Origin of the sequence: Acinetobacter terrestris, from assembly GCF_004331155.1 — a bacterium.
GTDB lineage: Bacteria > Pseudomonadota > Gammaproteobacteria > Pseudomonadales > Moraxellaceae > Acinetobacter > Acinetobacter terrestris.
On record NZ_SJNZ01000021.1, the window covers coordinates 24778 to 38417 of the forward strand.

Genomic DNA, 13640 nt, shown 5'->3' on the forward strand with positions numbered 1-13640 from the left:
GTCACAAGTTCAGCATAAATATGCAAAAGTAGCATTTGCACTTCATCTGAATTAGCAACGACTTGCTGAAGCTATTGCATAAAATCTGCACTTGAATAACAACAAATCTATCCATCATTAAAAGAGCATATAAGCGAGCATGGTTGTGAAAAACAACCCTCATCACCACAATTTTTTCAGCATTGGGCAGACTTTCACCCCTTCAAGTCATGGCTGTCATAAAGATGTATCCGAAGACATTCCCCGTTGCCACTAAAATATCTTTATAAAAAAACCGGACGTTACGTCCGGTTTTTTAAAAGCAACATATAAGCTGTTATTGGGTTTCAATTTCGCGAATGCGAATTAAACCTTCTTGGGTGGTACTACAGACCAGCTCACCGTTTTGCCACATGCGACCGAAGTTCAGACCTCGCGAACTCGCACTCACGGTTGCATCCATGTCGTAAAGCATCCAGTCATCGGCACGGAACGGCTTATGGAAATACATGGCATGGTCAATACTGGCACATTGCAAACTTGGCGACAAATAGCTTAAACCATGCGGACGAAGCGCCGTGGTCATTAAGGTATAGTCTGAATAAAATGCAGCAATGGCTTGATGTAAAGAAGTCTCATCCACCTCTGCCGAAATTCGGTCATGGGTGCGTAAATAGTGCGCATAAGATGGTGCTTCAGGCTGCGGCTGAAAGGGATTGCTGGGTTCAATCGGACGGATATCAATGTGACGATCGCGCATAAAGCTGGCACGCACATTTTCCGGTACAAATTCCACGAACATTTTCTTTAATTCAGCTTCTGATTTTACTTCTTCTGGCGCCGGATATTCAGGTTCACTAATTTGATAATTCAAACCTTCTTCTGGATGGGCAAAAGAAATCATCGCGGTAAAAATGGTGCGGCCATGCTGAATGGCACGGACCTGGCGACTGACAAAGCTCTTGCCATCACGTAAACGGTCGACTTGATATAAAATAGGCGCATTGACATCGCCACCATACAAAAAATAAGCATGTAATGAATGTGCAGGACGATCGGTGGTATAGGATGCCGCGCGCAATGCCTGCCCTAACACCTGACCACCGAAAACACGTTTTCCGACCAAGTTTCGGCTTATGCCTCGGTAGACATTTTCTTCAATTTTCTCAAGGCTAAGTAATTCAACCAATTCTTGGGTTAGCGCATTCATAAATGACCTATTTGCTGGGGGATACCTGAAATGTAGGCGAAAAATTTAGATCGTTCAGATAAACTATTGCAGCTATTTTGCCATAAATCCAGATGAAAACCCTAGAGTTAGGCTGACTGCTGTGTCACATTATTTTTGGTGTATATCGGCTAAAAATACGATTTTTAACGATAAAATTTAACACTGGATATGCATTTTGTCAGAAAATGACATACTGTTTTCAATTACAATGATGCAAAACAATTTCCCCCTCAGAAAATCTGTGGTTTCGGTCATTAAGTAGGAGTGTATATGTCCAAGAGTGGCTTTGGTCAAATGTATCGTCAGCTTTCAAGTAAGCTGCTTGACCTCGTGGTAACCCCACATGTTCTTGGTGAGGTTCCTACTGAACCGACAACTACAGAAGCAAATGCAGCAACAGAGCAACCGATTAAGCAAAAAATCATCTGTTATGTTTTACAAAATTACTCACGTAGCAATGCACTGATTGTCGATGGGGAAACACGACGTCTCAAGCTTCCACCTGCCCTAGACTCTCTAGTAGTCGGGAATCAGAGGGAAAAAGCATCGGTGTTGTTCTTGCAGCATCACAATGAAAATAATTTACTCAATCCTCCGCCACACGCTTTTCCGCCACGCTTACTTCGTTTAATCGATATTCTGGAAAATCATCCTGAAGTGGATATCGAACTGATTCCGGTGACTGTGCTGTGGGGACGCTCGCCTGACAAAGAGGATTCCTGGTTCAAGCTGCTGTTTACCGATACATGGGCGACCCCGGGTACAATCAAGCAATTGGTAAATATTGGCTTGCATGGTCGTCAGTCTTATTTAGAATTCCATCAAGGGCAATCTTTACGTACGCTGATCGATTTTGCTAAAAAGACCCATCCCAACTTATCGCCAGCAACCTACATTCTAAATACCCTGAATAACTATTTAGATGGACAACGTGAAGTTGTACTCGGCCCTGACCTGTCAGACCGCCGTAATGTGATGCATTCACTGATCAAATCTACTGATGTGCAAGAAGCCATTCGCCGTGAAAGTATCCGCAGCAAAGTCAGCATGATTGAATCTGAACGCCGTGCGATTGGTTATTTAAACGAAATTGTCTCTGATTATTCACATTCTGCGGTGCATTTTGCCGATATGGCGCTGACCCGTTTATGGACGCAGCTTTATGACGGCGTAGAAGTGCATAACTTCAGTACTGTGCGTGAACTTGCCAAAGATTACGAAATTATCTATACCCCATGTCACCGCAGTCACATCGACTACTTGTTGCTATCTTATGTGATTTATAAGCGTGGCATGATGGTACCGTACATTGCTGCGGGCGATAACCTGAATATGCCGTTTGTAGGTCAATTATTACGTGGTGGCGGTGCATTCTTTATTCGTCGTACCTTCCGTGGCAATGGCTTATATACCACGGTATTTAAAGAATACCTGTACAGCATTTTGTCGCGTAATACCCCGCTTGAATACTTTATTGAAGGGGGTCGTTCACGCACAGGGCGTTTGCTGCCAGCGAAAACCGGCATGCTTGCGATGACCGTACATAGTCATTTGCGTGGTCGATCAAAACCGATCGTGTTTTTGCCAACCTATATTGGTTATGAACGCCTGATGGAAGGTTCAACCTATGTCGGTGAAATGCAAGGCAAGCCGAAAGAGTCGGAATCGATTGTCGGCATTTTAAAAACCTTGCGTAAAATCGAGCGTATTTTCGGTAAAGTGCATGTGAACTTCGGCGAACCGGTGTTTTTAGATGACATGCTGAAAAAACACGGCGCAGATCAAATCAAGATTGAAAAAAATGATGATCCAGTTCCGCAAGAAGTGTCGGATGCAGTCAACGGTTCTGCCCATGCGATTCTAGAAAACATTAACCGTGCCGTGGTGATTAATCCTGTTTCACTGCTTTCCCTGATTCTACTGGCCACACCAAAACATACCTTAGATGAAGAGATCTGCATTAAACAGCTGGATGCATATCGCAACTTGGTGACCGCCCTACCTTACGATGAACGCACACAGGTCACACCGCTTTCAGGCAAAGAAATTATTGCCTACGGTCTAAAACTAAAGCTGATTAAACGCATCAAACATGTGCTGGGCGATATTATTGCCATTGAAGACAATCAAGCAGTTTTACTGACTTACTTCCGCAATAACATTCTGCATGCCTTTGTATTGCCGTCTTTAATTGCGGCTTTGGTAGAACATAACGGTTCAATCCGTCGTGGCGATTTGATCAATGTGATTCGCACGCTGTATCCATTCTTAAAAGCTGAATTGTTCTTGAAATGGCAAGATGATGAGCTGAAAGATCAGATCTGTGCCTATGTTGAAGCATTAATCAAGGCAAAATTGATCTCTGAAGACAGTGAGGGCAACCTGGTCTCCCCTGCACCAAATTCGGAAGATCATAATCAGCTTGTGGTTCTGGCGGCACCTGTGATGCAAAGTCTTGAGCGTTACTATATGACGCTAGCGCTTATCACCCAGCGTGGTTCAGGCAACATTTCGACCCGTCAGGTGGAAGAGCTGAGTCATCTGGTCGGTCAACGCTTGTCAGTACTGTATGAGTTTAATTCACCTGAATTCTTTGATAAAGCCCTGTTCCAAAGCTTTATTAAGGTACTGACTCAACAGGGCTATATTCGTAACAACGAAGATAACGCCATTGTGTTTGATGAGAACTTCCAGAATGTAGCGCAGTACGCCAACCTTGTTCTGGATGATGTAACTTTGCAAATGCTTCAGCACATTACGACCTTTAGCGATGAAGAGCTGAAAGAAGCTTTGGATGCGGTTGCTGCTCAACAAGCGAAGCGTCGTTTGAAACGCAAGAAGAAATAATATTTTCTGTGTTGCTCCAAAAATCAGCCTGCTTTTAAGCAGGCTGATTGCTATAAAACAAAAATAATTTAATAAAATCAATAGGATTTAATGTTAATAGTATTACCACTCCTTTATTCCTATAATTTATTTTTTCTAATATCAGAATCAATAATGAAATATTTACTAATCGCTCTTACATTATCTTTACCAATGACTACATTTGCAGGAAACTGTGACAACAGTTGGCAATCGGCAAAAGATGGATCTGATGTGTGCTGAGAAAACAGGAGGTTTTAACTTGGTAAACTATAGACACTCATCAGGAGTTTACCATGAGCAAGAAACAGAAGACTTACACCGCAGAATTTAAAGTTGAAGCAATAAAATTGATTGAAGCCAATCAAGGCAATGTATCGGAAACAGCCAGACAACTTGGCATTTCAATGCAAACTCTTTCAAATTGGAATAATAAAGCAAAGACTGGCACCTTAGCAGGCACTAAACAATATTCACCTGATCTAAATGCCTTACTCGAAGAAAATAAAAAGCTCAAACAACAGCTCAAAACAGCTGAAATGGAACGTGAATTTCTAAAAAAGGCAGCAGCGTACTTTGCGAAAGAAAGTCAGTAAGGTACGCCTATATGAAACAGCAAAGACATTTATTCCCGATTAGCTTTATGGCTAGATTACTTCACGTTTCAGTGTCACGATTTTATGATTGGCTAAAACGAGGCATGAATAAAAGATTGGTTCAGCGAAATCAACAGACAATTTTGGTCAAAATAGCTCATGAGGAAACTAAACAAAGCTATGGCTATATTCGATTAACTAAGCATTTACAAGCGCAAGGTATCAAAATCAGTACGTATGCTGTACGTCAAATAAAAAAGCTCAACCAGCTGTATTGTAAGCGTCATAAGCGTTTCAAAAGAACTACGAAGAGTGATCATAATCGAGCGATCTACGCAAATTTACTAGAGCAACAGTTTTCAATGACTAAGCCCAATCTTGCATGGTCAAGCGATATTACATACATTTGGACTGCTGAAGGTTGGTTATACTTGGCAGCAGTAAAAGACCTGTACACGAAACAAGTGGTTGGCTATAGCTTAAATGAGCGTATGACCGCACAACTTGTTTGCAATGCACTGACTATGGCGATTCGTAATCAAAAACCAACGAAAGGCTTAATTGTTCATTCGGACAGAGGCAGCCAATATTGCAGCCATGAATATCGAAAGATACTGGAAAAATGTGATTTTCAAGGTTCAATGAGCAAACGTGGGGACTGTTACGATAATGCACCGATTGAAAGTTTCTGGGGCATACTCAAGAATGAATTAGTGCATCATTGCAACTATAAAACCAGAGATGAAGCTAAAGCAGATATTACAAAATACATTGTGTTATTTTATAATCAGCGAAGAATTCAAAAGAGTTTGGATTTTAAAACGCCAAATCAAATAGCAGAGAACTTTTATCGGTTAGCTGCCTAGCATATCCCAAGTGAAAGTCTCCTGCTAATTCAGCACATATCAGAATACTCAGGTTTTCTTAATGAAGATGTATTCATTATGCTTCATGGATTTTTAATAGCGACATTGGAAAATTATTTAGCAACAAGTTTTATCAAAACAGTGTTAGCCGATGACGAACTTATATTCAAACAAGCAATCCGAGATGGCAAAGTTAAAGATAGCAAATTTAAAATTGAAGATTTGCCTGAATGGAAAAATATTTTAAAAGATAAAGTTAAACAATCTTTAGAAGAAATGTCATTTCATAATATTGAAACAGTAATGCCACTTTATCGTAACGTTTTAAATTGCACGTTACCTGAGAATTTAAATTGGTTGATTAATGCAGTTAAAACTCGACATGATTGTGCACATCGAGCAGGCTATACCGTAGAAGGACAAAAACTATCTATATCAAAAGAAAATATCTTTGAATTAATTGAGCAGTTGAATACCTTTTCGAAATGTATTGAGGATCAAGTCAATGTAAATCCTCAGTACACTTAAAATAATGTCACTTTCAAAAAAGTATTCTAGATCACCAAACTTGAAGACTTAGGACGCATCCAACTTTCCAAGCCCTTTTTATGCGTAACTAATACCCTCATCCCCCGCCTTCTCCCAGTGGGAGAAGGAGCTTTCATTAAAAATCAAATCCTGTTTTAAAATTAATATTGAAAGTTCCCTGTCCTTTTAGGAGATGAGCATCCTCAGAATATATTCTGAGTGCGAAAGGGATAGGTATTTTCAACAGAATTACTTTCTAATTGTCCCCAACTTATTCCACACATCAGGCGTTAAAAATGTCATCACCATCTTATTCAGGTCGACATAACGCAGTACACCTTTCAACTGCTGATTCACCTCAGGATTTTTCACAATCGCTTCACCCGTAGTCCGACCTAATTCCTGAAAACTATCACCTACCGCTTGCAAGCCTTCTGCCTGAATCACGGCTTTGGTTTGACTCGAGCATTGCTCCACCAAGATGCGCTGTAAAACGGTCGCCAGGCTTTTATCCAGTTGCTCTTTCTGAACATCGGTCACCTGACTAAAGCTTTTTAAATCCGGATGGGTCGATAAAGCCACAAAGGTCCATTGCAGTACAGTTTTCTTATCTGTCTCGGTTGTCGATTTCACTAGACAATCACTTAATTGATCGACCGTTGGCCCTGCTGTCGCCAATTGCGCGGAACCCAACAATGCAACTGCCATTAAAGCTAAAAAACCTATACGTGACATGCTATGACGAGCAGTGGTTAAAACTTTGCGAGACATAAGGCGAACTCCAGAGAAAAATCATTCTCTTTGTATCATAACGTTGAAGTCTTTACCTGTTATGACTCTGTAAACTGAACTCACTGAAAATTGACTTAAAAATTAAAAAATGATGTTTTTCCATTAAATTAAAATATCAAATCCAACACAATGAAATTCATCTGGGCTATGGGTTAGAGATCAGCCTCGATCCAATCATTGGGATCACCCAAATGATTGGATGAATCGTTTAAAATTCCAATTTAATAGCGTCACATTACTTGATCTGCCTCAACATATTCTTCGCACCGGCATGATTATAATTATTGGCTAAATTCTGCAATATTTTAACTGCCTGCCCTTTCGAATTAGCAAAACGGCTGCTATAACTTGGTACATTGGTTAAACAGCGCGCGACCAGCATTCCGGATTCAGTATAAACTTTGGTTCCGTCGGTTCCCTGTAACTTGCCGTAGTTATAAGCACGTTGCGCATTATTACAGGCAGCAACCTGATTTTTACCACTATTCAAATCACGGCGTGCCGCAACATAAGATTTGAGCTGTTGCTGCTGTAATGTTTCCGCAACTTGTGCAGACTGTTTTAAGGGCAATTCAGGCGTAGGCTTGGTTTCTTTTTTAGTTTCAAGCTCTTTTTTAACTTCCATTTCTTTTGATGTAACCGCTTTATTTTTTAAATTTTTAGCGCTTTGATTATTTACAGTGGTTTTTTTTGCAGCACCATTATTTGCAGAATTGGCACTGGAATAAAATTTTTGAGCGTCTACAGCCGTCATTATTTTAGTTTGGAGCACCACCATACGTGCTTCACTACCATCATCCAGCTTGCGTTCAGCCACAGGTTCAATAGATACAATCCAGCTTTGCCCATCACTTTGCACACACTTATATGCGCCTATGCCCTGCTTGACACTGCTATAGGTAGAGAGCATTTTTTTATCCCACTGATTCTTGATCAAATTCATTGAACTTTTATGTAAAAGGGAAAACTTGCCACCCTTGGCAGAACAATAACTATTTAAATGTTTTCTTGGATATAAAGATTGGGGATCTTTATTGCTTTGCTTGGGTCCCCAAGAATAGACATATTCTTTCGCCCGACCATTTGCAGCATTAATATTCTTCTGAACAATGAGTTCCTGAGGTGAGTTAAAATTTTTAACTGAATCCGAGCTAAAACTGTCAATACTGGTACAGCCGTGTAAAGCGATGCCCACTCCACCCATCAAGATGAATGTTCTGAAATTCACGTATCAATTCTCAATTATGCCGTATGAATGAAAATATATGAAAATACAAAAAATAACAAACTCATAACTTTGATTTTATTATTGATTTTACTGAACTGTTTTTCGAATTTCTTATTCAAAACTGGCTAAAAAATGCCAATCCTTAAGTGCTTTATGCTTAAAATTTGAACTATACAACAGTTCAATTGTATTTTTAAGATTTTTATCATGGGTTGAGAAAAACTCATTTCCGTAACTATTCGACAATTTTAATGCTGAGCTGAGCAGTTTTTATCTTTTTAATCCTAGGATTTTTTTCATCTTATTGGCCCTATCACTGACATAGTGTTTTTCAATAATCGCGTCATGAGCAGCAGATGCTCCAAACAAATATTCATTCCCTCTTTATCTATTTATAAAATGAATCACTTCACCACAGCTTCAATCAGATACAAATCCCAGACTCCCCCCGGGAAACCTTTACACATGCCTGTCCAGTGGTCTATCGTTTTGACAAAAGTTTGGCCGTTCCAGATCCATTGACTCGTTGCCCAGCAATCTCCAAGACCACGACCCTTTTGTGCACTGCGGATTTCACCGGAAGCAAAATCTGAGGCAAATTCGGTCACAAAGGTGGCTTTTCCTTTTAAAGATTCATCCAGAACCCACGCGCCATAGCCTTCATTATAGGCACCACGCCAGCATAGTGTTGTTGCCAGGACTTTTTGATTGGTGAGTTTATAAATTTCTATAGCTTGAGGTTTTGCCACAGTATCATCAGGAATACCTTCACAAAATGCATGCGCATCCTGAAGTACGGGTTGGGCAGCCATAAGAAGCGTGTGTAAGGCTTGGTACTGTTCAGTATTGGGCTGCAGGGTCAAATAAGGTTTTGCCGCTGTATTAACCTTCTTAACCATCGGCTTTGGCTGGGCAGCCAATACTTTGGATTCATTCGCTGCACCCTTTTTTACCAATGCGCCGACTGTGCCAGTTCGCTTCTGGAAATCATCCATTTTCAGTAAAGTCGCCGTCATACCTGCATCTGAAACCTGCCAGCTATAATGGTTATTTTTAAACACGATTTTTACGTTTTTCTGGGTGTACTGTAATAATCCATGGGTTTGCTGGGTATTCAGGGTTCCGGTTAAAGGCTCAGTCGAAGTATTTACATTGACTGCACCAAAATCTCTACCATTTAGATAAAAGTGAATATTTTTAAGTTTTTTATTATCTAAAGTCTGACCATCACTGGATAAGGCAAATTTTGCCTGAACTGCCTGTTTTACCCCGGCCTGACGCGTCAGCAATATTGAAGCAGGCATCATTTGTGCACTATCCGGCTGATACCCTGCCGCACGGCACGTTCCGGTATTGCTACAATGAACTTCCCAGTCCCGATAAGAAAAAGACTGGCCTTGAATATCTTGGGCCACCGTGAATGGACTCAACGCGGTTAAACAAATTAGTGAAATCAAACTGTAGAAAATGTTCATCTTTTCTTATCCCAGCCTTTTTTATCAATATACCGCTTAATGATGATTTTCAATGTTGCTGAATCATTTCAAAATGCTGTTATTTATCCCTTCAAATACCCATCCAACCTGACTCAGCTTACTGCTATATGAAGCCTATTTAAAAAATAAAAATCAAAAAGCCCGCAAGATACCTAATGCAAGTCAGTTAAGAAATTGGCTGGCATTTTCTATTTTGAATTAATCATGTTATTTGATACGCGAATACGTCATTCGCAACTGTTTGAGGCAGGATTACATGAAGGAAATTACTGTTTCTGTAATGGATTTGCTACTTGATGGTATTGAACGAGTTTTGCGATGAAAGGACTTTAAATAAATTATTTAAAGTCTTTGTAAGATGCTTTTCTTGCGAAGCTTCGCTTCTCATTTGGCTAAACAAAACAACTGACGACTCCAAATATTTGATTTTTAAAATAAGACTCCGCTATGAATAAGCCAAAAGTTAAGGAGTTTATGGTCAAACTCCTTAACTGATCAGCATTACGCACGATGCGGGCTTTTATTTCAATTCAAACTATTTATGCAAGGTCGACTCAAACGCTCTTAAACGTTTATAAATCGAAAGCAGTTCAATAATGGTGGGCCATGACTCAATTAAATACTGGAATGATTCACGCACCTTGCCAAACACATTGGCAATCTGCATCATCAGGCCCAGCGTGATTGCACCTGCGGCAATACTCGGGAACAGCACAAATAAACCGTACAGATTATCCAGTTGCATATACCAGATACGCACCATATTAAAATAAGCATAATGGAAATATAAACGGAAATAGTTAAAACGTACGCGGCTAAACAGTTCTTTTAAAGTCAGCGGATCGGCACGCTCTGCATAATCTTCACCATATACCAGTTCTTTACGGTACGCGGCTTCCACCTTTTGGTTATTAAATTCTAAACCCGGCAATTTATAACCGACCACCATCAGCACGACTGTACCAAAGACCGCCCAGCTAATGGCTGCCCAAACCAGTGCATAGGGAATTTCACCAATCACAGGCAGTTGTTTCACATGCGATGACAACTGCAATAACACCGGCAAGAACGCCATTAAAGTCATCAAGGCTTGAATGAAACTCACCCCCAGACTTTCAGTAGTTTTGGCAAAGCGCATGGTATCTTCCTGAATACGCTGCGAAGCCCCTTCAATATGACGTAACTGTTCCCAATGTGCGGTGTAATAGTCATTCATGGCTGTACGCCAGCGGAAAATATAATGACTGACAAAGAACAGGTTAAATACTGCAATCGTGACATAAACCATGGCGACATACAGGAAGGTCATGGTTTCACCGTAGAGTAAATTGACATCTCCACCGCCACTGCCGAGCATTTTCTGAATCAGGTCGTAAAACGGGCTGTACCACGCATTCACAACGACATTGACCTGCACTGAAAACCAGATATTAAACAGAATAAAGGCAGAACCCCAGACTGACCATCCTTGCCATGGATTGCTGGATTTGATTCTCCAGAACAGGGCAAAAATAACCGTTGAGACCAGAAACCATAGATAAAACCATAAAAATGAGGGTGTCCAGAAACGACTTACGCCAATAGGCAATTCCGCCTCATGATATCCGGGTGCAAAACCTAAAAATGTTCCCCAACCACTTCCACCTGAATACCACAAAGCTACATTGATTAAAAACCAAAGCAGCAACGACAAAAAGAACCACTTCGGGTTCGGAAAAAAAGATCTAAACATTGCGTATGGATATTCCTTTATTTTTTAATGTACAACCTAAGCCACCCACGCAAACTAAACAATTTTAGCTGCCATGGATGAATCCGCCATTATTCTAGTATTTTCATCTTTGTAACAACTTATTCCCTGTTTGGGAAATGTTTTTTCGCGTGAGTCAGCTTCAGCAACCCGACATTTCAATAAACAATACGTACTTTTAAATTAACCCAGCGCTGATATTTTCATCATTTCACTTCATTATGGATACACAGCGCAAAGGAAATCAGTTTTACTCATCTCTTTTAATGGAATCAAAGTAGCATTGCAAAGCTAACAAACCGATCCACTAGATAACTGACTAGGCTAATGTTCATTCATTAAATCAATATTAAAACAACATTAGAAAAACCATCCAATGAGCTCATGAGTTTTACTTTATTGCTCAGCGAATAACTTTGAAACATTTATAATTTTTATTTAATGTGCATATCACATAAAACTTCCATCTGATTTTTTTTGATTTAATTCTCAATGCTGATAAAATTAGTTAAACATCTATCAAATCATGCTAGTATTTTATTAGCTTAGTGAAACGCTCGGGGAAGCAAAATGGACAATTCAGTCATCGAATTATTAAAACCAGTCGTTCTAAAAAAAGAAAATTGCAATCCTTTGGTTTTTGAACAAGGGACTATTTTAAAAGTCGTAATGCATACGCCTACCGGTCTGCTTGTATCAGATGATTCAAACTTTAATTTCACCGTTTCTTTAAATGATAAAAATGAAGTATGGCGCGAACTATAAAATTCGATCCACACCTTCCAGATTTAAAAAGCTGTCTTGTATGATCTAAATTTGAGTGCAATTCCCCCAATCCAGATACTAGATCATAAAGTTTTCAATTTATTAGAATAAATCCAATATGTTCTGGTGCTGTCATTTTCAACAGCACTAAATCATTTGCTCTGCTGAACAAGTTCTTTTATTTTTAAGTTTCTATCCTCTGCTTATTTAAAATTTCCCAATCTAGTGATTCTATATTTCATTCATTCGTAGAAAATTTGAACTCACCCCATCCTTCTATTTAGTTAGCTGCTCTTTCACTGGCTGTGCTTTTAATTTCCTCTATATCCACAACTCTATACCCATAAATAGAGTGCATTAAACATTTCTTTAGGAAAAATGTGCATCCAGAAAAATACACCATCCTGTGTTTGGATGATGTATTTGCTAAGATCATTTCAGAACTTTGCTTCGTTAAATTTCAAATCAGCAAGATTCAATTCAATGATCTTTATTTTATTATTTTCTAAGCGTACTCATAAAACTCACGACCGAAAACAGCCAGATAAATAAGATAAAATTGCGTTCTTTGCTGAAATGACTGACATCCGTACCATGCAAAATATTATGACGGGTCATGGTCACGCTTGAACTACTGTCCATTTTATAAGCGGCCAATTCTGCAAAATAAATATTCATTTCACAGGCAATTTTAGATTTATGCCACAAACTCTTTATTTCATGCCCTTTTAAACCCGGGACAATCTTATACACATCGACAAATTTGGTCTGGTTCTGCTTCAAGAAACCACGTTCAATCAGGACATCGGTCAATAGACCTTCCAGTTGAGCATATAAAAGCGGGATGCAGCCTGCAAAACACTGCAGCTGGTACAGTTTAAACGCTTCTTGAATCACCACACGGCGCTGTGCTTTATTTTCGGTATCAATCTCTAAAGCATCAAAGGCTGCAAGCAGTTCAGTCTGGAAATAATCGGTATTGATCACATCTAGAAGATCGAAGCTTGCCACATCGTCTTCATGTTGATTGATCAAACTCCAGACATGAGTCAGGTTTAATGCATCATTGGCAAATTTGGCATCGACCGGTTGATCCAGATCATCAGCAAGCACATCAAAATAAGCTTCTACTTGAGCATGTTGACGTAATGCTTGCATTAAATGGGTATGTTCACCGGCAGACATTTCCTGAAGATATTGCTCGGCGTTTTGCAAAATGCCTTTCCCGAGTTTGTTCTGAGCATTCTGATTTTGTGGAATTCGGGTCACCGGCTGGTCGTAATCAAAATCGTCTTCATCAATCATGGTTTCACTCTTGGCACATTACTTTCAGCGGCTATTATCACAGGTATTCAATACAGCACATAGCGCTATAAAATAAATACCAGAACAAACGATTGAATCCTCATCGAGATTCAATCAATGTCATACCCATTAAATAACAGTTCGCTTGATTTGGACATTGCCTGATATGCGGATGAACCATGTTTTGATGGTATCGGAACGATCTTGAATTTTTCGGACTTTCTAGCCCCTTCAATCAT

At 39.7% G+C, this 13640-nt stretch carries 10 protein-coding genes; 4 read left to right on the forward strand and 6 right to left on the reverse strand.

Going from position 1 to position 13640, the window contains the following annotated elements; all coding sequences use genetic code 11:
* Window positions 1-316: 316 nt before the first annotated feature.
* Window positions 317-1189: an acyl-CoA thioesterase gene (locus E0H81_RS11855; protein WP_131319128.1), complete on the reverse strand. Its 873-nt coding sequence runs from the start codon at window positions 1187-1189 to the stop codon at window positions 317-319.
* Window positions 1190-1480: 291 nt separating this feature from the next.
* Between E0H81_RS11855 and plsB the strand changes: the two genes are divergently transcribed.
* From plsB to E0H81_RS11870, 3 genes are all read left to right on the forward strand, one after another.
* Window positions 1481-4057 (forward strand): glycerol-3-phosphate 1-O-acyltransferase PlsB, encoded by a 2577-nt coding sequence (gene plsB, locus E0H81_RS11860; protein ID WP_131319130.1) that lies wholly within the window; start codon window positions 1481-1483, stop codon window positions 4055-4057.
* A 314-nt stretch (window positions 4058-4371) separates the two neighbouring features.
* Window positions 4372-5537 (forward strand): IS3-like element ISAba21 family transposase gene (locus tag E0H81_RS11865; protein ID WP_085940850.1). Its coding sequence is split into 2 segments (ribosomal slippage): window positions 4372-4630 and window positions 4630-5537, totalling 1167 coding nucleotides; the frame shifts between segments, so codons are not numbered across the junction.
* 78 nt (window positions 5538-5615) lie between these two features.
* The gene (locus E0H81_RS11870) at window positions 5616-6065 is read left to right on the forward strand and encodes a hypothetical protein (protein WP_131319132.1); all 450 of its coding nucleotides are present in this window, start codon (window positions 5616-5618) and stop codon (window positions 6063-6065) included.
* 249 nt (window positions 6066-6314) lie between these two features.
* Here the strand turns inward: E0H81_RS11870 and E0H81_RS11875 are convergent, their stop codons facing one another.
* The 4 genes from E0H81_RS11875 to sbmA form a co-directional block, all read right to left on the reverse strand.
* Window positions 6315-6836 carry a hypothetical protein gene (locus E0H81_RS11875; protein WP_131319134.1) on the reverse strand — a complete coding sequence of 174 codons (522 nt, stop codon included), beginning with the start codon at window positions 6834-6836 and terminating at the stop codon, window positions 6315-6317.
* Window positions 6837-7092: 256 nt separating this feature from the next.
* Window positions 7093-8085: a hypothetical protein gene (locus E0H81_RS11880; RefSeq protein ID WP_165492620.1), complete on the reverse strand. Its 993-nt coding sequence runs from the start codon at window positions 8083-8085 to the stop codon at window positions 7093-7095.
* Window positions 8086-8489: 404 nt separating this feature from the next.
* Window positions 8490-9560 (reverse strand): DUF1176 domain-containing protein, encoded by a 1071-nt coding sequence (locus E0H81_RS11885; protein WP_131319135.1) that lies wholly within the window; start codon window positions 9558-9560, stop codon window positions 8490-8492.
* A gap of 556 nt (window positions 9561-10116) precedes the next feature.
* Entirely contained in the window at window positions 10117-11313 is a 1197-nt protein-coding gene (gene sbmA, locus E0H81_RS11890; RefSeq protein WP_131319137.1) for a peptide antibiotic transporter SbmA, read from the reverse strand.
* A 588-nt stretch (window positions 11314-11901) separates the two neighbouring features.
* On the opposite strand from sbmA, the gene E0H81_RS11895 reads away from it, so the two are divergent.
* Window positions 11902-12096, forward strand: a complete 195-nt coding sequence (locus tag E0H81_RS11895) for a hypothetical protein (protein ID WP_131267005.1) — start codon at window positions 11902-11904, stop codon at window positions 12094-12096.
* A 498-nt stretch (window positions 12097-12594) separates the two neighbouring features.
* Here E0H81_RS11895 and E0H81_RS11900 read toward each other — a convergent pair whose 3' ends face one another.
* Window positions 12595-13401 carry a hypothetical protein gene (locus E0H81_RS11900; RefSeq protein ID WP_131319139.1) on the reverse strand — a complete coding sequence of 269 codons (807 nt, stop codon included), beginning with the start codon at window positions 13399-13401 and terminating at the stop codon, window positions 12595-12597.
* Between the last annotated feature and the right edge of the window lie 239 nt (window positions 13402-13640).